Raw genomic sequence first — 24,999 nt, 5'->3', positions numbered from 1 at the left:
TAATCACCCCTTTTGGTTAACTATTTCCTCGTAAACTTTTATATATTCTGTAGCTGATTTTTTCCAACTACTATCTGTATTCATTGCATTATTAACTAATCCCATCCAATTCTCTTTATCATCGTATAGTTTTACAGCTCTTCTAATGCAATAAAGCATTTCATGTGCATTATAATTTTTAAAACTAAATCCATTACCTTCTCCTGTGTACTTATTATATGGTATAACTGTATCTTTAAGACCACCAGTTTCTCTAACTATCGGAAGAGTTCCATATCTCATAGCCAACATTTGGCCTATCCCACATGGTTCAAATAATGATGGCATTAAGAACATATCACTTCCTGCATATATTTGTTGCGCAAAAGCACTATCAAAAGTTATTCTTGCAGAAACTTTATTTGGGAAATTAGAGTCATAATAATTAAACATTGATTGATACTGATGTTCCCCTGTTCCTAAAATAACTACTTGTAAATTTTCTCTTATTATTTCAGGCATCATATATGATATTAAATCAAATCCTTTTTGTGACACTAATCTTGATACAATTCCTATTAGCGGTATATCTGGATTAATATCTAATCCTAAAATTTCTTGCAATTTAAGTTTATTTTCTATTTTTTTGTCTATACTATTTATATCATAGTTTACAAATATATCTCCATCTGTTAATGGATTATTTAAATCATAATCTATTCCATTTAAAATCCCTTTTAATTTATAAGATTTTGATTTAAGAAGGCCATCTAATCCTTCTCCATAAAATTCTGTTTGTATTTCATTTGAATAAGTTGGACTAACAGCTATTACTTTATCACTAAATACAATTCCAGACTTCATAAAACTTACGCCACCATAATATTCTATATCTCCATTGTTATAATAATCTCTTGGTATGTCTAATATATCCTCTATTATAGAATCACTAAATACTCCTTGATATTGTAGGTTATGAATCGTATAAACAGTTTTTATATTTCTATATTTTTTTGAGTGGCTATATTTCTCCTTTAATATCAATGGGATCATACCAGTGTGCCAATCATTTAAATGAACTATATCTGGATAGAAGTTTAATATAGACATAGCTTCAAGAACTGCATTACTAAAGAATGTATACCTTTCTGCATCGTCTCCAAATCCATATAGATATGCTATTTCTCCGTCTCTTTTAAAATAATATTCATTATCTATAAAATAAAATTTCACTCCATTTAAATCCATTTCTAAAAGACCACAATACTGTTTTCTCCAACCAACATCTACACTAAATACTGCAACTTCTTTTAGTTGCTCTTTTAAGTAATTTGGCATAGTTGAATACTTTGGTAGTATTACCCTAACATCTATACCTTCTTTTTTTAATGACTTAGGCAATGCATAAGATACATCGCCTAATCCCCCAGTTTTTGCAAATGGCCAGCATTCTGCAGTAGCATAAAGAACCTTCACTAATATATTCCCCCTTTAAATAGCTGTATTTTTTTCAATAACTACTGGATATTCTATATCTCCTTTTAACTCTTTTCCTTCTGATATGTATACATTTTTATCAAATATAACATTTTGTAACTGTGCATCTTTTTCTATTGTACAGTTTTGCATTATAACTGAATTTTCTATTACTGCACCTTCTTTTATATGAACTTTTCTAAAGATAATACTATTTTTTACAGTACCTTCTATTATGCATCCAGTAGCTATGAACGAATTCTCTACATTTGCACTCTCTGAATATATAGTAGGAGATTGATTTTGTTCTTTAGTTAATATTTTTCTATCAGAATATAATAATTCATTAGCTATATCTTCTTGTAATAATTCGTCCTTCATTGAATAATATGATTTTATTGAATTTATACACTTAAGATATCCTTTATATTCATATGCACCAATCTTTAATTTATTAATAGATTCTGCTATAAAATCTTCTATGTATGAATGTCTACCTTCACTTACGCACTTATATATAGATTTTATAAACTCATTACGATTCATTATATAAGTTTCCATAGATACATTAGCATTTTTTGAAGTACCTATATTCGTTCCTATATTAATTACTCTATCTCCATCTATATTCAATGTTGATGTTTCATAGAAATCCACATCCGCATTATCTATATTTTTATAAAGCATAGTTATATCATTATCTGATTCTTTATGATACTCTATCATTTTTGTATAATCTATATTTCCTACCATATAGCTTGGTACTATTAATACATATTCTTCTTCGCATCTTTCTATATAATCTATATTAGCTAATATATTATAAATATCTCCACTTCTATATGGATATTTACTTCTATCTTTTGTGTTCTCAGGACTGAATATAAATAATCCTCCTGTTTTTCTACTTAAATCCCAATCCTTTCCACTTCCTATATGGTCTGTTAATGATCTATACTTTTCTTTCGCAAATATTCCTACATTAGTTATACCTGAATTCACCATGTTTGAAAGTGAAAAATCTATAACTCTATATCTACCTGCAATAGGAAGAGATCCTATTGGTCTTACATTTGTAAGTTGATTCATAGTTAAATCATTTTTATTATCTAAATTTATTATTCCTACACATTCACTTCTCATGATTAAAATCCCCCTTCTAATTCAAGTTGAGCTTTTACTACTTCGTACTCAGATATAACATTTATACCTTCTTGCTCTTTTATTATAGTATTATCTTCTATTATTGCACCTTCACCTATCATAGCCTTCTCTATTATTACATTTTTACCTATCTTTACATTAGGCATTATTACAGAATCTTTTATTATACTCTCACTACCTACTGATACTCCATGAGATAAAACAGAGTGTTCTACTTTTCCCAATACCTTACATCCATCTGCTACTAATGATTTCTGTATATCAGAATCTTTACCTATGTATTGAGGTGGCATTGACATTGTATTTGTATATATTCTCCATTTAGAACTATTTAAATCTATTTCATCATTAGATTTTATAATATCCATATTAGCTTCCCATAAACTTTCTATAGTACCTACATCTCTCCAATAACCTTTAAATGGATATGCAAACATTGGTATTTGATCTTCTAACATCTTAGGTATTAAATTTTTACCAAAATCATCATAATTTGCACCATTATTATCTACTTCTTCAAAATATCCTTTTAGCATTTTCCAATCAAATATATATACACCCATAGATGCTAGATTACTTTTTGGATTAGCTGGCTTTTCTTCAAATTCATATATTGATGAATCTTCATTAGTATTCATTATCCCAAATCTAGATGCCTCATCCCAAGGAACTTCTATTACTGCAATTGTAGCTTTTGATCCTTTCTTTTTGTGATGATCTAACATCTTACTATAATCCATTTTGTATATATGATCTCCTGATAATATCAGTACATACTCTGGATTATAACTATCTATAAAATCCATATTTTGATGTATTGCATGTGCAGTACCTCTATACCAATTTCCTTCTTTTTCATTCATATATGGCTGTAATATATGTACTCCACCATTTATTCTATCTAAATCCCAATGACTTCCTGTCCCTATATGTGAATTTAATATTAATGGTCTATATTGTGTTAAAACTCCTACTGTATCTATTCCTGAATTAGAGCAGTTACTTAAAACAAAATCTATTATTCTGTATTTTCCTCCAAATGAAACTGCTGGTTTAGCAATTCTTTTTGTAAAAACTCCTAATCTTGATCCTTGGCCCCCTGCTAAAATCATAGCTAGCATATCTTTTTTCATTACTTATCCCCCTTAATATTTATCCATCTCTAATTTATAATTTCTGAGTTTTAGTTTTAGAATTTACTTTATTGACTTTTTTATCCTTACCACCTATCGATACTTTACTATTAGAATCTATTTGTATAGTGTCTATTTTTAATTCCTTTCCTTTTATAAATACAGCTCCTAAAGGCGGTACTTTTATTCTTATATGATTATCTTTATTATGCCATTTCTCTGGATATGATGTTAATTCTGAATTTTTCATTGTCTGATTTGATCCCCAATATTTTTCATCATCAGTATTAAATACTTCTTCATAAACCCCTTCGTATGGTACTCCTATTTTATAATTATATCTGACTACAGGAGTAAAGTTTATAACAGCTATTATAAAATCTCTTTCATTTTTTCCCTTTCGCATTAAAGTTACTATACTTTGTTCACTATTATGTGGATCTATAAAATCAAATCCTTCATACGTATTATTCATTTCATAGAGAGCTTTTTCATTTTTATATAAATGATTTAAGTCTTTTACATAATCTTTCATTTTCATATGAGGTTCTCTTTCTAGTAGTTCCCATTCTAGTCCGTATGCATATCTCCATTCTAGTCCTTGCCCAAATTCTGATCCCATAAACAATAATTTTTTCCCTGGGTGTATCATATAATATGCATATAACGTTCTTAATGAAGCAAATTTCTGCCAAGGATCTCCTGGCATTTTATCTAATAATGATTTTTTACCATGAACAACTTCATCATGTGACAGTGGCAAGATAAAGTTCTCTGAGAATGCATACATGAAAGAGAATGTAATTAATTCATGATGGTATTTTCTGTATATAGGGTCCATCTCCATATATTTCAATGTATCATTCATCCATCCCATATTCCATTTATATGTAAATCCAAGAGCACCTGAATAAGTTGGCCCAGTCACCATAGGCCACGCTGTTGATTCTTCGGCTATTATAATTGGATTACTAACTGTAGTATAAATAATTTTATTTAATTTTTTTATAAAATCTATTGCTTCTAAATTTTCTCTTCCACCGTATTTATTAGGTCTCCATTCTCCAATATCATAATCTAAATAAAGCATACTAGAGACTGCATCTACCCTTATTCCATCTATATGATATTCATTAAACCAATAAAGTACATTAGAAATTAAAAAACTATTAACCTCTGGTTTACCTAAATCAAAGTGAGCAGTTCCCCATCCTAGATTTTCAGCCTTTAAAGGATCTGAATATTCAAATTGTGCAGATCCATCAAATTTATATAGCCCATGAGCATCTTTACAAAAATGACTATATGCAAAATCTAATATTACTCCAATACCATTTTCATGACATTTATCTATAAATGCCTTAAACTCTGTAGGTGTTCCATACCTACTTGTACTACTATAGTATCCTATAGTTTGATATCCCCAAGATTCATCTAATGGATGTTCAGTTATAGGCATTAATTCTATATGTGTATATCCCATATCTTTTACATATTCTATCATTTCATATAATTCTTCATATGAAAAAAATTCGCCGTCCCATTTTCTTTTCCAAGAACCTAAATGAACTTCATATATATTCATTGGATTTTCATCATGAACAATTTTTTGTTTTTCTCTTTGCCATTTTCTATCATTCCATTTATAGTTATCATTTGTATATATTATTGAAGCTGTATTTGGTCTTTTTTCTGAAAATACCCCATAAGGGTCGGCTTTCATTCTACTAACTCCGTCACATCCGATTACATTGTACTTATATGCTTGTCCTTGTTTTGCATTATTTAAAAATATAGTCCATATTCCACTTCCCTCTATATTTTCCATAGGATAAGCTTCTTTGTTCCAATCATTAAAGTCTCCAACTAGATATACATTTTTTGCATTTGGTGCCCATACATTAAAACATATTCCTATCTTACCTTGATATCTAGATTTATGACTTCCTAAAAAATTATAACTATCATACAATTCCCCGCGTTTAAACTTTTCTATATTATCTATATTAATAATATCTTCATACTCCGGTATCTTCTTATATGCCATCTATGAAAATTCCCCCCCTGAACATCTAATTTTACTATTCGTTACTTAATTATATAATAAAAAATACTATATTTTATAATTAACCGTTATAAAAATTCAGACAATTAAATATGTTTTAGTATATTTTTTTACAAATTGCTGCATTTGAAATCTTTTTCCTGCATATTTTTATATTTTTATCTTAACTTTTAATAAATTTATATTTAATTTATTTTTTTAATTTACTCTATTAAATAAAAAATAACCTTCTATATATGATAAATATAAAAGGTTATTTTTTATTTTAAATTATTTATTTATCATCACTTAAAACTTCCTTTATACCCTTAAATGTTCCTAAAAATTTTACTGTATCAGATGGAAGAACAAGTTTTGTTGCATTTCCGTTTGCTACTTTTTCTAATGCCTCTATTGATTTAAGTGCTATAATATTATCATCTACCTCAGATTCTTTCATAGCTAAAAATACTTCTCTTAAACCTTGTGCAGTTGCTTTTTGAACATTTGTAATAATTTCAGCTTCACCTTGACCTTTTGCCGTAGCGATTTTCTTTATTGATTCAGCTTCACCTTCTGCTCTAAGTATAGCTGATTGTTTCTCACCTTCTGCCTGAAGTATTGCTGCTGCCTTATTTCCCTCTGCTTGAAGTATTGATTCTCTTCTTTCTCTTTCTGCTCTCATTTGTTTTTCCATAGTAACTTGTATATCATGAGGTGGCATAATATTTTTTAGTTCTACTCGATTAACTTTTATACCCCATTTATCAGTTGCTTCATCTAGTATAACTCTCATTTTTGTATTTATTATATCTCTAGATGTCAAAGTTTCATCTAAATCCAATTCACCAATTATATTTCTAAGCGTTGTTGCTGTTAAATTTTCAATAGCTGTTATAGGATTAGCTATTTCAAATGTGTATCTTACTGGATCTGTTATTCTATAATAAACAACAGTGTCAATTTGCATTGTTACGTTATCCTTAGTTATCACTGGTTGTGGAGGAAAATCTACTACCTTCTCTCTTAAATCTATAATATAACTCATATTATCTAAAAATGGAACTAAAAAATGCACACCTGTATCTGCTACCTTACGAAACTTTCCTAGCCTCATAATTATCCCAACTTTAGACTGCTTAACTACCTTTACACAAGATAATCCTATTATAACAATTACTGCTACTATTACTATCGGTAACACTAAACTAAATATAAAATCCATATACCATTCTCCCCATTAGTCAATTTTTTTTACTACTACTTTAACACCTTCTATTTTCAATATTTCTACCATTGACCCTTTATCTATCTTCTCATTATTATATGATATTGCGCTCCAACTTTCTCCCTCAATAATTACAATCCCAACTTGATTCGGATATATAGTTTCTTTTACTATGCCTTTTTTATTAATAATCGCTTGTAAATTAGTATCATATTTATAATTTTTATCCTGTTTTATAAATTTTTGAGTGGCTATAATTAACATCAACGTAGAAATTATTGCAAATATTGCTATTTGAATCAAAACGCTATCTATTATACTGCTTAAAAATATTAATATTACTGCACCTATACTAAACCAAATTAATGTTAATGTAGTTGTCATAAGCTCTGCTACTGCAAATAAAATAGCTACAACTAGCCAGATTAACTTCATTGTCTCCCTTCCTCTCCAAATATGTTTTTCTATATACTTAAATATATTATAATATATTTAATTTTATTATAGAATCTATGTATTCTTTACTTAATTCGTAATTTTCCATTTTAAACCTATATCCACATTAGATTAGCTATTATTTAGGTATATTTTTTTAATTAAAATTATTATTAGAGCATACATACTTAAATAATTTAATATAAAAAAGAGTCCTTACTATTTAAAGGACTCTTAATATATAAATAGACTTAAGCTTTAACTACTCTTTCTTCAACTAAATACTTGTCTATTATATTATTTAACTCTTCATTATTTTCTAATATATATTCTTCGTAATTTAACTTAGACTCTTCTATTGATTTAGCTAATTCATATAAGAATTTTGGTACATTTTCTCTAGTTATATCTCCTATAGAAGATCCTAATTTTGTTTTGTCTTTTCCCTTTGCTCCACCTATATAAAGTTCAAATGCTTCTGTAACCACATTATTTACTCTTTTTTTCTTTCCTGCAAATCCTAGTATTCCAATCTGATGCGTTCCACAAGAATTTGTACATCCTGATATTCTTATTTTAGGAAGTACATCAGCTGTAAAATTCTTTTCTTTAAAGTATTCTAGTATATCTTGTAGCATTCCTTGACTATCAGCTATACCTATTTGGCATATATTAGCCCCTATGCATGCTACACTTTGCTCTAATTTAGTTTCTCCACCTAAGTTTTGAGTAAGCTTTATTAATTCAACAGCTTCTTCTCCATTTAGGTTTCTTATGTACATACCTTCATTCATAGATAGTCTGATTTCTATATCTTCTAATTCATCTAATTTATCTATTAATAATTTATAATTAGTCATAGATAGCTGACCACATATAGGATGGAAGTATACACTATAAAGACCTTCTTGCTTTTGCGGTATTAACCTATTGTGCTTTACAGTAGTTTTTATCCCTTGTTTTTTATATTCTTTATATTCTATATTTACATCTAAACTTTCACTTTCAAAGACCTTATTAAGATGTTCTTTATAACAATTTAAGAAAGCTTCTTCTCCCATTCTATCAACTATGTATCTTGTACGAGCCTTATTTCTATTTGTATAATCACCTTCCGCTATAAATAAATTTGTTATAGCTTCTACATGATATAATATTTCATTAGGATTTATTAATGAGTCAAACTCTACTGATTTTTCTGGATTTTTTCCAAGTCCTCCACCTATATAAACTTTAAAATATTCCTTATTATCTTTTTTTATAGCTAAGAAACCTAAATCTGCTATAGTACTATTTCCATAATCCTTTTCACTACTAGAGAACGATACTTTTAACTTTCTTGGTAATTTATATGTAGTTATTTTACTCATAAAATGATTATTTACTTCTAATGCATATGGAGTTACATCAAATGCTTCTTCTACATCTACGCCTGCTAATGGAGATATTGATACATTTCTTGGAAAATTTCCTCCGCCTCCGCGTGTAAATATGTCATTTTTTATCGCTTCTTCCATTGTGTCACAAACAGCATCTATAGATATGCTATGTAGCTGTATAGCTTGTCTAGTTGTTAAATGAACTTTATCTAAATTTTGTTTTTTTGCTAATTCATATACCTTTTTAAATTCATTCATATTCATTATTCCTGATGGAATTCTAAATCTTATCATAAAATCTAGCCCCCCACGTTGAGCATAGACACCCATACCACCAGACGCTGACTTGAAATCTCCTGTTGAAACTTCTTTGTTTAAAAATTTATGTCCTAATTCCCTAAACGCTGGTATTTCGTTAATAAAAACTTCTTTTAAATTATTCATAATTACTATATCTCCCATCCAACAAAATTAATATATATTAAATTATATCACATGATATTTTTAAGATGATATTTTTTTACAATTTTAACCATTTACGATATATATCATTATCATTAATAGTTTTAATAATTATATACTTATCCATAATAATTGCTTTTAGCCATGAATTTCTTTATAAATGGATGTAAAATAAATATAAAGAAAATCCCATACACTATAGCTACTATATAATTTTTCTCCAATATATGGGTTAATACTGGAGTTATAGATATCATCAATACAACAAAATATATAAATCTTCTCATAAAAAATCCCCCTATATATATTTTTTATAATTTATTCTTTATATTAAATAACTCTTTAACTTAAACAGTATTGTATCAAATATCTCTTTTACTTCTTTTACTTTTAATATTAATACTAAAATTAAGTATGTAATCATTCCTAATATTACAGATACAACACAATTAAATGCTATAAATTTTCTAGACTCTAAATCAAATCTACTTCCATAAATAAATATTAAACTATAAGTAACTTTCATAATTATATACATTATAATAGATGCTATAGTTACCTTAATAAATATTTTTAGTATATAACTAAAACCTATTTTACCTATTTTTTTCCTTAAAGATATTAATAAAAGTACAGTAGTTACTGTAGCTGATATAGAACTCGATAGTGCTAGTCCTCCTATCCCCATTGTATCTACTAAAATTATAGAAAAAACAATATTTATAACTACTGATATAGTTGCATTTCTAACAGGAGTTTTTGTATCTTGTAACGAGTAAAATGACTTTGATAATAATTCTTTCAATCCATAGGCTAGTATTCCTGTGGAATAGAAAAATAATGCTGTTGATGTCAAATATGTATCATGTGAGTTAAAAGCTCCCTCTTCAAAAAGAACTTTTACTATTTCAGTTGAAAATGTTGTCATTATCACCATTATAGGTAACATTATTATTATTATCATATTTATAGACTTTGAAAGGTTTATTTTAAATAATTTCTTATTTCCTTCACTAGCTAGCTTGGAAAGTATTGGATACATTATTGTAGATATAGCTACAGCTATAACTCCTACTGCAAACATATTTAATTTATTAGCATAATTTAATGCGGTTATGCTACCGCTATCTAACGTTGATGATAAAGTCCTATTTACTACTGCATTTATTTGATTAATATAAGAACCTAAAAATACTGGTATAATTAAAAATAGTATTTGTCTTATATTTTCATCCTTTATATTTACAATTAATCTATGTTTATACCCCTTTTTTATTAGTAACGGTAATTGAAATAATAATTGAGCTATATATGCAATTAAAGTTCCATAAACCATGGTATAAGATTCTGTCATTGATGCGAAAATAATAGCTATTATAACTAATATATTAAATGGTATAGTTATAGCTCCAGAAATATATACATTACCTGATGCTACTAAATATGATGATATTAACCCATTTATAGCTATAAATATTATTGAGAATATTAATATTTTAGAGTAATTCACTGTTAAATCAAAAACATCACCCTTAAATCCAACCGCAAATATTTTTACTATATATGGTGCAAATATTATGCCTAATGATACGAATACAAGACTTATGACTATAACTATATTAAGAATATTGCTTGTAAACTTATTTACTTCATCTTGTCCTTTACTGGATTTAATCTTGAAATATATCGGTATAAATGTTGTACCTAAAGCTGCACTTATGCCATCAAATAAAACCACAGGTATATTAAGAGCAGTCAAATATGCATCAGTTATTTTACCAGCACCAAATGTTTTGGCTAATATTATATCTCTAAAAAAACCTGTTGTCTTAGATATTAATATTATGAACATTAACACTATCGCAGTTGTTTTAGTTTTTTTTGACATAACCATTCCTCTTTTCTGATATTTGAACAATACTTTTTAATATTATCTCTTAATAGATGTATTAATAGATTGATTTAGACAATTATAACATAAATTTAAATAATATGTAAAAATATCCTAAAATATGATAAAAGCGTATATCTAAATAGATATACGCTTAATAATTTAGTTTTGATTTGCTAATCTCTTATAATTTTCATATCTTTCTTTAGAATATTTCTCAGCTAAATTAAATAATTCTTCTGCAACATCTGGGAACTGCTTAGCTATAGCAGAGTATCTTACTTGTGCCATTAAGAAATCTCTAAAGTTTTCTGTTGGCTCCTTAGAATCTAAAATAAATGGATTCTTGCCTTGCTCTTTTAATACAGGGTTATATCTATATAAATGCCAGTATCCACAAGCAACCGCTTGAGCTTGATTAGCACTACTTCTTCCCATACCTTCTTTTAATCCATGAGATATACATGGTGCATAAGCTATTATTAATGATGGTCCATCGTATTCTTCAGCTTCTCTTATAGCCTTCAATACCTGATTCTTATCTGCTCCCATACCAACTTGAGCAACATATACATTTCCATAGCTCATAGCCATCATACCTAGATCCTTTTTCTTAGATCTTTTTCCTGCTGCTGCGAATTTTGCCATTGCGGCTACAGGAGTAGATTTTGATGCTTGTCCTCCTGTATTAGAATATATCTCTGTATCAAATACTAATACATTTATATCCTCACCAGATGCAAGAACGTGGTCTAGTCCTCCATATCCTATATCATATGCCCAACCGTCTCCACCTAGTATCCATTGAGATTTTTTAACTAGGTAATCTTTTTTACATCTTATTGAATCAAGTAACTCTTCTGCTTTTCCGCTACATTTACAATTCTCTAAAACTTCTAATACTTTCTTACTTGCTTCTTTAGATGCTTCTCCATTGTACATATTTGCTATCCAATTTTCAAATACATCTTTATAAGAAGAAGCCTCTGGCATAGATATTAATTCTTGCATATCATCTTTTATTTTATTTCTTATTTGTTTAATACCTAAATACATACCATATCCAAACTCTGCATTATCTTCAAATAATGAGTTTGCCCAAGCAGGACCTTTTCCTTCATGGTTTATAGTATATGGAGTCGTAGGAGCTGATCCACCCCATATAGATGAACATCCCGTAGCATTAGCTATCATCATTCTATCTCCATATAATTGAGTAACTAATTTAACATACGCAGGCTCACCACATCCAGCACATGCTCCTGAAAATTCATGTAACGGCATCTTAAACTGAGAATCTTTAACCGTTTTTCCTTCTACTAAGTGACCTTTATCTGATACACTAGATACTGCATAATCCCAATTTGGTATCTCTTTCTCAGTTTGGCTTTCAAGAGGTTTCATTACTAATGCTTTTTCTTTAGCTGGACATACATCAGCACAGTTTCCACATCCTGTACAGTCCATAGTATCTACTTGAATTCTATATTGTAAACCATCAAATGCCTTACCTACAGCCTTCTTAGTATTAAATCCTTCTGGCGCATTTTGTAATTCTTCTTCATTTAGAAGGAATGGTCTTATAGTTGCGTGAGGACATATATATGAACATTGATTACATTGAATACAGTTCTCTAATATCCATTCTGGGACATTTACAGCTATACCACGTTTTTCATAAGCAGCTGTTCCTTGAGGGAATGTACCATCTTCTATACCATTAAATGCACTTACCGGTAAACTATCTCCCTCTTGTGCATTAATTGGTCTTAATATATTTGTTATAAATTCAGGCTCTTGAACACTCTTGATTTCATCTGTAGCTGTAGCCCAAGATGCAGGTATATTTATTTGAACTAAAGCATTTTTACCTTGTTCAACTGCTTCATAGTTCATATTAACAACCTTTTCACCTTTTTTGCCATAAGCTTTACTTATAGAATCTTTTAAGTATTGAGTAGCCTCATCTTCAGGTATTATATTAGCTAATTTAAAAAATGCAGATTGCATTATCATATTTATTCTATTTCCAAGCCCTATCTCTTGAGCTATATTAGTTGCATTTACTGTATAGAATTTTATTTCATTTTTAGCTAAATAGTTTTTCATTTTTGCTGGTAAATGAGTTTCTAATTCCGATTCATTCCATATAGTATTTAATACAAAAGTCCCACCTTTTTTAAGCCCTTTTAATAAATCATATTGATTTACATAAGATTGATTGTGACAAGCTATATAATCTGCGTTATCAATTAGATATGTTGATCTTATTGGAGAATCTCCAAATCTTAAGTGAGACATTGTTATACCACCAGACTTTTTAGAGTCATATGCAAAATATGCTTGTACATACTTCTTTGTATTATCTCCTATTATTTTTATAGCTTGTTTATTAGCTCCTACTGTACCATCTGATCCTAATCCCCAGAATTTACAGTTTATAGTATCTTTATATTCTAACTTAAAGCTTTCATCTATTGGTAAAGATGTATTTGTTACATCATCATCTATACCTACAGTAAATTGATTTTTAGGGTTAACACTTGCTAGATTATCAAATATTGCCTTTATACTTGATGGTGCTACATCTTTTGATCCTAGCCCGTATCTTCCACCTATTATCATAGGTGCATTTGTTTCACCATAAAATGCAGAGCGTACATCTAAATAAAGTGGCTCTCCTATAGAACCTGGCTCTTTTGTTCTATCTAATACACATATTTTTTCTACAGTCTTAGGTATAACATTTAGTAAATGTTTTGCTGAGAATGGTCTGTATAAGTGAACTTTTACTAAACCTAATTTATCTCCTTTAGAATTTAATTCATCTATAGTTTCTTCTATAGTTTCAGTTACAGATCCCATAGCAATTAATATATTTGTAGCATCTGGCGCACCATAATAATCAAATAAACCATAGCTTCTACCTGTTAATTTACTTACTTCATTCATGTAACCTTCCACTATAGGAATTATCTGATCATAGAACTTATTTCCAGCTTCTCTTGTTTGGAAATATATATCTGGATTTTGAGCAGTACCACGAGTTACAGGATGTTCAGGTAATAATGCTCTTTCTCTAAATGCCTTTACTGCTTGTTTATCGATTAATGATTCATAGTCCTTATAATCTAAAAGCTCTATTTTTTGTATTTCGTGAGATGTTCTAAATCCATCAAAGAAATGTATAAATGGTAATCTTCCTTTTATAGCTGATAAATGAGCTACTGGTGCTAAGTCTGCTACCTCTTGAACAGAACCTGATGCTAAAAGTACACATCCTGTTTGACGTGCTGCCATAACATCTTGATGATCACCAAATATTGAAAGTGCTTGAGATGCTAATGCACGAGCACTGACATGGAATACTCCAGGAAGTAATTCCCCAGATACCTTATACATATTAGGTATCATTAAAAGTAAACCTTGCGATGCAGTAAAAGTAGTAGTAAGAGCTCCTGCTTGAAGCGAACCATGGAATGCTCCTGCTGCTCCTGCTTCAGATTGTAATTCTACTACACTTACTTTTTGATTAAATATATTTTTTACTCCTTGTGCAGACCATTCATCCACCACTTCTGCCATAGTAGAAGATGGAGTTATTGGGAATATAGCTGCTACATCAGTATATGCATAAGCTACATACGCTGCAGCTGTATTACCATCCATAGTTTTGATTACCTTTGCCATAATCTCTCTCCTTTTATGTATTCTTTTCAATATATCATTTTTAGTATTAACATATTGCTTTATAATTATTATTTTTAGCATAAATTTAATATAATAATCGTATTTTCTTAAATTTCTATACTAGATTATGAACTTTAAATTGATGGCATTATTAAATGGATTTATAACTATATTTTAGAATTTATAATTAGAATTAAAGTAGATTTTTAAAGAAATGAATTTAATTTAGAAACAAAAAAAGATTACGTGGCTACGTGCTACTCTCCCAGGCGGTCGCCCACCAAGTACCATCGCCGCTAAAGAGCTTAACTTCTGTGTTCGGTATGGGAACAGGTGTATCCTCTTTGCTATAATAACCACATAATCTTTAATTTAGAGTTAATACTCTGAAAACTGCATATCATTTACATATTAATCATTTTATTTTAGCAACCGAAATCTTCCTTATTAATATTTTAATAATAATTTGGTTGGCGATATAAACCTTTAGGTTTATTTTGGTCAAGTCCTCGACCTATTAGTATCGATAAGCTAAATACATTACTGCACTTACACCTTCGACCTATCAACCAGGTAGTCTTCCTGGGGTCTTACCCTTACGGTGGGAAATCTTATCTTGAAGTTGGCTTCGCGCTTAGATGCTTTCAGCGCTTATCCATTCCGTACATAGCTACCCAGCCATGCCCTTGGCAGAACAACTGGTACACCAGAGGTACGTCCATCCCGGTCCTCTCGTACTAAGGACAGGTCTTCTCAAATTTCCTACGCCTGCGACGGATAGGGACCGAACTGTCTCACGACGTTCTGAACCCAGCTCGCGTACCACTTTAATGGGCGAACAGCCCAACCCTTGGGACCTACTACAGCCCCAGGATGTGATGAGCCGACATCGAGGTGCCAAACCTCCCCGTCGATGTGGACTCTTGGGGGAGATAAGCCTGTTATCCCCAGGGTAGCTTTTATCCGTTGAGCGATGGCCCTTCCATGCGGTACCACCGGATCACTAAGTCCGACTTTCGTCCTTGCTCGACCTGTATGTCTTGCAATCAAGCTTCCTTTTGCCTTTACACTCTTCGCACGATTTCCGACCGTGCTGAGGAAACCTTTGAGCGCCTCCGTTACTTTTTAGGAGGCGACCGCCCCAGTCAAACTGCCCACCTGACGGTGTTCCAAGACCTGATTCAAGGCCTATGGTTAGGATCCCAGTACTACAAGGGTGGTATCCCAAGGGTGACTCCACACAGACTGGCGTCCATGCTTCTTAGTCTCCCACCTATCCTGTACATGTAGTACCAAGACCCAACGTCAAGCTACAGTAAAGCTCCATGGGGTCTTTCCGTCCTGTCGCAGGTACCCGGCATCTTCACCGGGATTACAATTTCACCGAGTCTATTGTTGAGACAGTGCCCAAATCGTTACGCCTTTCGTGCGGGTCGGAACTTACCCGACAAGGAATTTCGCTACCTTAGGACCGTTATAGTTACGGCCGCCGTTTACTGGGGCTTAAGTTCACTGCTTCGATTGCTCTAACAGATCCCCTTAACCTTCCAGCACCGGGCAGGCGTCAGCTCCTATACATCGTCTTGCGACTTAGCAGAAACCTGTGTTTTTGGTAAACAGTCGCTTGGGCCTATTCTCTGCGGCCTGTCATAGACAGGCACCCCTTCTCCCTAAGTTACGGGGTCATTTTGCCGAGTTCCTTAACAATAGTTCTCTCGCTGGCCTTAGGATACTCTCCTCACCCACCTGTGTCGGTTTACGGTACGGGCGCCTTTAAACTCGATAGAAGCTTTTCTTGACAGTGTGAAATCAGCTACTTCGCCCCGAAGGGCTTCCCCATCACATCCTAGCATTGTCTAAACGGATTTGCCTATTTAGACTGCCTCAATGCTTAGCCGTACATAACCAACAGTACGGTTAGCTTATCCTACTGTGTCACTCCATCTCTCAAACGCTTATTGGCGGTACAGGAATATCAACCTGTTGTCCATCACCTACGCCTTTCGGCCTCGGCTTAGGTCCCGACTAACCCAGGGCGGACGAACCTTCCCCTGGAAACCTTGGGTTTACGGCCCGTGGGATTCTCACCCACGTCTCGCTACTCATGCCAACATTCTCACTCGTATACTGTCCACATGTCCTTACGGTCATGCTTCAGCCTGCATACGAAGCTCCCCTACCCATCATAATTGATGCCGTAGCTTCGGTAGTACGTTTTAGCCCCGGAAATTTTCGGCGCAGGATCACTCGACCAGTGAGCTATTACGCACTCTTTAAATGAGTGGCTGCTTCTAAGCCAACATCCTGGTTGTCTGTGCAATCCCACATCCTTTACCACTTAACGTACATTTAGGGACCTTAGCTGACGATCTGGGCTGTTGCCCTTTTGACTATGAATCTTATCACCCACAGTCTGACTCCCAAGTAAAAGAAAACGGCATTCGGAGTTTGATAGTCTTCGGTAAGTGCAATACCCCCTAGGACATTCAGTGCTCTACCTCCGTTTCTCTACGCTTGAGGCTAGCCCTAAAGCTATTTCGGGGAGAACCAGCTATCTCCGGGCTCGATTGGAATTTCACCGCTATCCACAAGTCATCCCCGAGCTTTTCAACGCTCGTGGGTTCGGTCCTCCACGAAATTTTACTTTCGCTTCAACCTGCTCATGGATAGGTCGCCCGGTTTCGGGTCTACGCCAAGTAACTTAATCGCCCATTTAAGACTCGCTTTCGCTACGGCTCCACACCTTAAGTGCTTAACCTTGCTACTTAACGTAACTCGTTGGCCCGTTCTACAAAAAGTACGCGGTCACACAAGTAATGTGCTCCCACAGCTTGTAAGTGCAGGGTTTCAGGTTCTATTTCACTCCCCTCCCGGGGTTCTTTTCACCTTTCCCTCACGGTACTATGCGCTATCGGTCACTAGGTAGTATTTAGGCTTGGAGGATGGTCCCTCCTGCTTCCCACAGGGTTTCACGTGTCCCGTGGTACTCTGGATCATACTAGTAGCTTTCTCGTTTCAACTACAGGGCTATTACCTTCTATGGCGGAGCTTTCCAACTCTCTTCATTTACGATATTGCATCCATGTTGTATGTCCGCAACCCCAACGAAGTAAACTTCATTGGTTTGGCCTGTTCCGCTTTCGCTCGCCGCTACTTACGGAATCGAATTTCTTTCTCTTCCTCCGGGTACTTAGATGTTTCAGTTCCCCGGGTTCCCCTCGCTAAGCTATGTATTCACTTAACGATACTTAGACATTACTCTAAGTGAGTTTCCTCATTCGGAAATCTTCGGATCAAAGTTTACGTGCAACTCCCCGAAGCTTATCGCAGCTTATCACGTCCTTCATCGGCTCCTAGTGCCAAGGCATCCGCCCTGCACCCTTAATAACTTGACCAGTTATTAAAAAGTTATCGCTACTGAACAAACTTCGTATTCACTCAGTTTATTCCAGTGCTTAAAAGTGTAATTTAAAAGACTTTTCTTGTCTATATATGTTTAAAATGATGTCATATCACTAAATGTTATGCAGTTTTCAAAGTGCTAACGCACTTCGCTACCTTCCACTCACATTCGTTCGTGCCTAGGTGCTCAAAGTACTTATTTTGGGCTTCGCCCTCTTTATGAAAGTTTTTAATAAACCCTCAAAATTAAACAGTAGGTAATTCTCCTTAGAAAGGAGGTGATCCAGCCGCACCTTCCGATACGGCTACCTTGTTACGACTTCACCCCAGTTATTGATTTCACCTTCGACACTCGCTTCCCAAAAGGGTTAGCTAAGTGGCTTCGGGCGCCCCCAACTTCCGTGGTGTGACGGGCGGTGTGTACAAGACCCGGGAACGCATTCACCGCAGCATTCTGATCTGCGATTACTAGTAACTCCAGCTTCATGTAGGCGAGTTTCAGCCTACAATCCGAACTGAGAATGGCTTTAAGGGATTAGCTCCGCCTCACGACTTGGCTGCCCTCTGTACCACCCATTGTAGCACGTGTGTAGCCCTAAGCATAAGGGGCATGATGATTTGACGTCATCCCCACCTTCCTCCAGGTTATCCCTGGCAGTCCCTCTAGAGTGCCCAACTTAATGCTGGCAACTAAAGGCAAGGGTTGCGCTCGTTGCGGGACTTAACCCAACATCTCACGACACGAGCTGACGACAACCATGCACCACCTGTCACTTCTGTCCCCGAAGGGAAAGATGCGATTAGGCATCGGTCAAAAGGATGTCAAGCTTAGGTAAGGTTCTTCGCGTTGCTTCGAATTAAACCACATGCTCCGCTACTTGTGCGGGTCCCCGTCAATTCCTTTGAGTTTCACTCTTGCGAGCGTACTTCCCAGGCGGAGTACTTAATGCGTTAGCTGCGCCACCGAAGGGGGTAACCTCCGACAGCTAGTACTCATCGTTTACGGCGTGGACTACCAGGGTATCTAATCCTGTTTGCTCCCCACGCTTTCGTGCCTCAGTGTCAGTTACAGTCCAGAGAGCCGCCTTCGCAACTGGTGTTCCTCCTAATATCTACGCATTTCACCGCTACACTAGGAATTCCACTCTCCTCTCCTGCACTCAAGTTCCCCAGTTTCAAAGGCTTACTACGGTTGAGCCGTAGCCTTTCACCTCTGACTTAAGAAACCACCTACGCACCCTTTACGCCCAGTAATTCCGGATAACGCTAGCCCCCTACGTATTACCGCGGCTGCTGGCACGTAGTTAGCCGGGGCTTCCTCCTCAAGTACCGTCATTATCTTCCTTGAGGACAGAGCTTTACGACCCGAAGGCCTTCATCGCTCACGCGGCGTTGCTGCATCAGGCTTTCGCCCATTGTGCAATATTCCCCACTGCTGCCTCCCGTAGGAGTTTGGACCGTGTCTCAGTTCCAATGTGGCCGATCACCCTCTCAGGTCGGCTACTGATCGTCGCCTTGGTAAGCCGTTACCTTACCAACTAGCTAATCAGACGCGGGTCCATCCTGTACCGCAAAAGCTTTGATACTTCTACCATGCGACAAAAGTATTTCATCTCGTATTAGCATACCTTTCGGTATGTTATCCGTGTGTACAGGGCAGGTTACCCACGCGTTACTCACCCGTCCGCCGCTCTTTACTGAAGTAAATCGCTCGACTTGCATGTGTTAGGCACGCCGCCAGCGTTCATCCTGAGCCAGGATCAAACTCTCAAAATAAATTCTTCGAATTTATATCGCCAACGTTATATCTTCGCTACCACTTCAGATACATCCGTTGCTCAAATAAATTTGATTACCTGCTCAGACTAATCATTATCTGAATATCTGGCTTGGTTTGTTTAGTTTCAATTCTATAAATTAACCTACTGTTTAATTTTCAAAGTTCATTTTTACAACTTCTTAAGTTTATCAAAGTTATTTATCTTTGTCAACTTATTTTTTAAGTTGTTGTTATTTTTTTGCCCTTTCCTTAAGGACAAGTATAACTATACCATCTTAAATTTAAGTAGTCAATACTTTTTTTAAAAAATTCAGATTAATATTTTTACTTGTCCTTTATAATAATTATTTAAATTCTAAAATTACATTAACTTCCCTCTATTATGATAATCACTGTGCACATTATTATCATAATTTAATTCCGCTGTAACCTTTACAGTATGTCTATTTTTATTATATTTTATTTTTATATCATTAAAATTTGCATCATCAGAGTTACTTCTTAAGTAATTTCGAACTAAGTCTTCTCCAGACTTAACATCTACATCATCATATGTTCCAAAATAAGCACCATCTGCTATTTCTAAAGTTAAGTTATATTTTCCATCTTGAACTTTATTTCTCATTTCTCTCATATTATCCATAGCTTTACCTCCTCAACGAATATTTATACTTAAGTTTCCCATATTAGGATTTTTTTATTATGGTAAATTTTATCCTTTTATTATATGTAGAACTATTATCTTTAATAAAAAGTAAAACCACACTAATCTATAAGATTAGTGCGGTTTCATCATCTAACATACTTCTTCTTCAAATTGACTGTTATATAGTTCACTATAGAATCCTTTTGATTTTAATAATTCTTCATGATTTCCTTGTTCAACTATATCTCCATCTTTCATTACTAATATTACATCTGCATTTTTTATTGTAGATAGTCTATGAGCTATTATGAAACTAGTTCTACCTTCCATAAGATTTTCCATAGCTTGTTGTATCAATACCTCTGTACGAGTATCTACAGAACTTGTTGCTTCATCTAATATCAATATTTTAGGATCTGAAAGTATAGCCCTAGCTATTGTTAATAATTGTTTTTGACCTTGTGATATATTATCTGCTTCTTCATTTATCTCCATATTATATCCATCAGCTAGTGTCTTTATAAAATGATGCGCATGAGCTAACTTAGCAGCTTCGATTACTTCTTCATCACTTGCATCAAGACGACCATAACGTATATTTTCCATTATGCTACCATTAAATAACCAAGTATCTTGTAAAACCATACCAAATACTTTTCTTAAATCATTTCTGGTAAAATCTCTATAGTCATGGCCATCTATTAGTATTTTACCTCCATTTAATTCGTAAAATCTCATAAGTAATTTTACAATTGTAGTTTTACCGGCACCAGTAGGCCCAACTATCGCTACCTTTTGACCTGGCTTTATATTTATAGAAAAATCTTTTATGATTATCTTCTCTTCATTGTATCCAAATTTAACATTTTCAAATTCTACTGCACCTTTTATCCCTTCAGTTGATATTGGATTTTCAACATCTTCTACAACTTCATCTTCTTCTAAGAATTCAAACACTCTTTCTGCTGCAGCTGCTGTTTGTTGCATTACATTAGCTATTTGAGCAGTTTGAGCTATAGGTTGCATAAATGATCTTACGTATTGAATAAATGCAAGTATATCCCCAACTTGAATTTTATTTCTTATAGCTAAGAATCCACCCATTATAGCTACTATTACATATCCTAAGTTACCTATAAATGTCATTATCGGCATCATCATTCCTGATAAGAATTGTGATTTCCAGGCTGAGTTATATAACGTATCACTTAATTTATCAAACTCTTCAATAGCTTTTTCTTCACCATTGAATGCTTTCATTATATTATGACCACTATACATTTCTTCTATATGTCCATTAGTATGTCCTAAGTACTCTTGTTGCGCTCTAAAGTGCTTTTGAGATTTTTTTACAACGAACATAATCATCACTAAAGATAAAGGTATTACAATTAAACTAACTAACGTCATTGTAACACTTATCGATAACATCATTATTAAAACCCCAATAAGAGTAGTTGATGCTGTTATCATTTGTGATAATATTTGGTTTAAGTTTTGACTTATTGCATCTATGTCATTCGTTACTCTCGATAAAACTTCTCCATTAGTCTTTCTATCATAATAGTTAAGAGGTAATTTGTTAATTTTTTCAGATATAGATTTTCTTAAATTATAAGATACCTTTTGGGATATATCTGATGTTATAAAAGTTTGAATAAAAGAGAATATCGAACTTATAATATATAAACTTGCAAGTATAGTTAAAGTTCTAAATATAGCATCAAAATCTATACCTCCACCACTATTACTTACCTTACTAACTAGACCTTCAAATATTTTAGTTGTTGCATTTCCTAATATTTTAGGACCAACTATATTAAATACAGAACTTCCTATAGCAAAAACTATAACCAATAATATAGCTAATTTATATGGGCTTAAATAGCTTATTAGTTTTTTCATCGTACCTTTAAAGTCTTTAGCCTTTTCTTGACCCATTTTCATATGACCTCCGCCCATGCCGCCAGGTCTTTTCATTCCTTTTTTATTACTCATTATCTAGCTCCTCCTTTGAAAGTTGAGATAGTGCTATTTGCTTATAAACTTCACAGTTTTTCATAAGCTCATTGTGAGTTCCTATTCCTACAACTTTACCTTCATCAAGTACAACTATTTGGTCAGCATGAAGTATTGTACTTATTCTTTGAGCCACTATTAAAACTGTTGCATCTTTAGTTTTTGATTTTAATTCTTTTCTAAGTTTTGCATCAGTTTTTAAATCTAGTGCTGAGAAACTATCATCAAATATAAATATCTTAGGTTTTTTAGCTAAAGCACGAGCTATTGAAAGTCTTTGTTTTTGTCCACCAGATACATTTGTACCACCTTGAGATATTTCAGTCTCAAATTTGTCTGGTTTTGACTCTATAAATTCCATAGCTTGAGCAATACTTGCCGCTTCCCTTATATCTTCTTTTGTAGAACCTTCTGCACCATATCTTATATTACTATCTATAGTTCCAGAGAATAAAACTGCCTTTTGTGGAACATATCCAATTTCATCTCTAAGTTTATGTTGATTAATATTTCTTATATCAACTCCATTTACTAAAATTTCACCTTCTGTAACATCAAAGAAACGAGGTATTAAGTTTATTAAAGTTGATTTACCACTTCCTGTACTTCCTATAAAAGCAGTTGTTTGACCAGGCTTAGCTGTAAAACTTATATTGCTTATAACATCATCTTCCGCATCAGGATATTTAAATGAAACATTTTTAAATTCTACTTCTCCATACTTATCTTCATCAAATTCTCTAGTTTCTTTTGAATCTTTTATAGCTACATCAGTTGATAATATTTCACCTATACGACTAGCTGAAACTGATGCTCTTGGTAATATAACTGATAACATTGATAACATTAAGAATGACATTATTATTTGCATTGAATATTGAATAAATGCCATCATATCTCCAACCTGCATTACTCCTGCATCAATATTATGAGAACCTACCCAAACTATTAGTATTGTTATCATATTCATAATTAACATCATCGTAGGCATCATTACTGACATTATACGGTTTACAAATGTATTTGTTTTTCTTAAATCTATGTTAGTTTCATCAAATCTTTTTTCCTCTACTTTTTGATTACTAAAAGCTCTTATAACTAACATACCTACTAGTGATTCACGTGTTACTAAGTTTAGTTTATCTACTAGTTTTTGTACTTTCTTAAATCTAGGTATCGCTAAACTAAATAAAACTATAATTACTAAAAGTATAGCAACAACCGCTACACCTATTATCCACGCCATTGATGTATCAGTATTTAAAACTTTTAGTACACCACCTATACCTAGTATTGGTGCATATAATATCATCCTTACAAGCATAACTGTAAAGTTTTGTATTTGTTGAATATCATTTGTACTACGAGTTATAAGTGATGCAGTTGAAAATTTATCAAATTCAACATTTGAAAAACTTACAACTTTTCTAAATACATCTTTACGAAGACTTCGCCCTATTCCAGCACCTACTCTTGAACCAATAAATCCAACAACTATAGTTGCTAATAAACTTATAAGTGCTATTCCCAGCATAGCTGCACCTGATTTAAATATATAATTATTTTGTAATTTTTCTATATTTATACCTATAGCTTCATATTCATTTTTTACAGCATATATAGATGATTGAGTTAGCATATTTTCATCTAAATCACTTGTTTTATTATCTATCTCTTTTGTCATCTCATCTATTTGAGCTTGAGGTAGTTTTTCAATTACAGAAAAAATATCTACTCCTGTTGGAAGATTTGGTATTTTTCCTTGTTGGCTTGCAGCTTCAATACCTGACACCTTCACCAAAGCCTTACTCATTATTTTATTTAAATTTTCTATTTCTTTTTTATCATTTGTATTTAACTTATATAACGGTTCACTTTTTAATATTGGATATTTTTTAACCTCTTTATCATATTCTTCCTTAGTTAAATTATCCTTGTCTATTAACTTATAATTTTTATTTACTTCATCTTTTTGATTGTTATCCATAAAAATCATTAGTTTATTTAATTCTTTTTCTCTAATAACGGTAGGCACTGCATTTTTTATACCATTTTGTTGTATCCCTACGTTAACTATATTTGACGTATAGTCTGGTAAAGATAAATCACAAGTCGCTTGTACTATCAAAAGCCCTATGACTAATATAAGTGATAATGTAAATGGCTTTAAGTATTTTAAAACTTTAGTCATATTTAAATTTTTACCTCCATTTCAATAAAATTTGTTGTATAATTATAATAGTTATATTTTATAATAGTTATACTTTTTAA

Annotated in this window: 13 protein-coding genes and 3 rRNA genes; all 16 read right to left on the bottom strand. The window is 32.8% G+C overall.

Features of this window, described 5'->3' with window-relative positions; all coding sequences use genetic code 11:
* Positions 1 to 3 precede the first annotated feature (3 nt).
* The 16 genes from glgA to CRIB_RS01420 all read right to left on the bottom strand — a co-directional run bounded on the left by glgA (position 4) and on the right by CRIB_RS01420 (position 24,919).
* Complete coding sequence (gene glgA / locus CRIB_RS01495) at positions 4 to 1,455, bottom strand: glycogen synthase GlgA (RefSeq protein ID WP_180702801.1); 1,452 nt, start codon at positions 1,453 to 1,455, stop codon at positions 4 to 6.
* 15 nt (positions 1,456 to 1,470) lie between these two features.
* Positions 1,471 to 2,598: a glucose-1-phosphate adenylyltransferase subunit GlgD gene (glgD, locus tag CRIB_RS01490; protein WP_180702800.1), complete on the bottom strand. Its 1,128-nt coding sequence runs from the start codon at positions 2,596 to 2,598 to the stop codon at positions 1,471 to 1,473.
* A 2-nt stretch (positions 2,599 to 2,600) separates the two neighbouring features.
* Positions 2,601 to 3,752: a glucose-1-phosphate adenylyltransferase gene (locus CRIB_RS01485; RefSeq protein WP_180702799.1), complete on the bottom strand. Its 1,152-nt coding sequence runs from the start codon at positions 3,750 to 3,752 to the stop codon at positions 2,601 to 2,603.
* Positions 3,753 to 3,786: 34 nt separating this feature from the next.
* Positions 3,787 to 5,799 (bottom strand): 1,4-alpha-glucan branching protein GlgB, encoded by a 2,013-nt coding sequence (gene glgB / locus CRIB_RS01480; protein ID WP_180702798.1) that lies wholly within the window; start codon positions 5,797 to 5,799, stop codon positions 3,787 to 3,789.
* A gap of 292 nt (positions 5,800 to 6,091) precedes the next feature.
* A complete protein-coding gene (locus CRIB_RS01475; RefSeq protein ID WP_180702797.1) occupies positions 6,092 to 7,021 on the bottom strand; it encodes an SPFH domain-containing protein in 930 nt (309 codons plus the stop codon).
* A gap of 15 nt (positions 7,022 to 7,036) precedes the next feature.
* Positions 7,037 to 7,459: an NfeD family protein gene (locus tag CRIB_RS01470; RefSeq protein ID WP_180702796.1), complete on the bottom strand. Its 423-nt coding sequence runs from the start codon at positions 7,457 to 7,459 to the stop codon at positions 7,037 to 7,039.
* Between the two features lie 251 nt (positions 7,460 to 7,710).
* Positions 7,711 to 9,282, bottom strand: coding sequence for a nitrite/sulfite reductase (locus CRIB_RS01465; RefSeq protein ID WP_180702795.1), 1,572 nt, complete (start codon positions 9,280 to 9,282; stop codon positions 7,711 to 7,713).
* Positions 9,283 to 9,419: 137 nt separating this feature from the next.
* Positions 9,420 to 9,587 (bottom strand): hypothetical protein, encoded by a 168-nt coding sequence (locus CRIB_RS01460; protein WP_180702794.1) that lies wholly within the window; start codon positions 9,585 to 9,587, stop codon positions 9,420 to 9,422.
* 38 nt (positions 9,588 to 9,625) lie between these two features.
* The gene (gene murJ, locus CRIB_RS01455; protein ID WP_180702793.1) at positions 9,626 to 11,188 is read right to left on the bottom strand and encodes a murein biosynthesis integral membrane protein MurJ; all 1,563 of its coding nucleotides are present in this window, start codon (positions 11,186 to 11,188) and stop codon (positions 9,626 to 9,628) included.
* A gap of 165 nt (positions 11,189 to 11,353) precedes the next feature.
* On the bottom strand, positions 11,354 to 14,881 hold the full coding sequence (gene nifJ / locus CRIB_RS01450; protein WP_180702792.1) for a pyruvate:ferredoxin (flavodoxin) oxidoreductase: 3,528 nt from the start codon (positions 14,879 to 14,881) through the stop codon (positions 11,354 to 11,356).
* Between the two features lie 244 nt (positions 14,882 to 15,125).
* Positions 15,126 to 15,242: ribosomal RNA gene (gene rrf, locus CRIB_RS01445) — 5S ribosomal RNA — on the bottom strand.
* Between the two features lie 136 nt (positions 15,243 to 15,378).
* Positions 15,379 to 18,276, bottom strand: a 23S ribosomal RNA gene (locus tag CRIB_RS01440).
* A gap of 278 nt (positions 18,277 to 18,554) precedes the next feature.
* Positions 18,555 to 20,059: ribosomal RNA gene (locus tag CRIB_RS01435) — 16S ribosomal RNA — on the bottom strand.
* Together the 16S, 23S and 5S rRNA genes form the textbook arrangement of a ribosomal RNA operon.
* Before the next feature lie 365 nt (positions 20,060 to 20,424).
* Entirely contained in the window at positions 20,425 to 20,706 is a 282-nt protein-coding gene (locus CRIB_RS01430) for a hypothetical protein (RefSeq protein WP_180702791.1), read from the bottom strand.
* A gap of 153 nt (positions 20,707 to 20,859) precedes the next feature.
* Positions 20,860 to 22,689, bottom strand: coding sequence for an ABC transporter ATP-binding protein (locus CRIB_RS01425; RefSeq protein ID WP_408638564.1), 1,830 nt, complete (start codon positions 22,687 to 22,689; stop codon positions 20,860 to 20,862).
* 10 nt (positions 22,690 to 22,699) lie between these two features.
* Positions 22,700 to 24,919, bottom strand: coding sequence for an ABC transporter ATP-binding protein (locus CRIB_RS01420; RefSeq protein ID WP_180702789.1), 2,220 nt, complete (start codon positions 24,917 to 24,919; stop codon positions 22,700 to 22,702).
* Positions 24,920 to 24,999: the final 80 nt, after the last annotated feature.

This window comes from Romboutsia ilealis (genome assembly GCF_900015215.1).
Taxonomy (GTDB): domain Bacteria; phylum Bacillota; class Clostridia; order Peptostreptococcales; family Peptostreptococcaceae; genus Romboutsia; species Romboutsia ilealis.
Note: the sequence above shows the minus strand (reverse complement) of the source record. Positions and strands in the feature narration are given on the sequence as shown.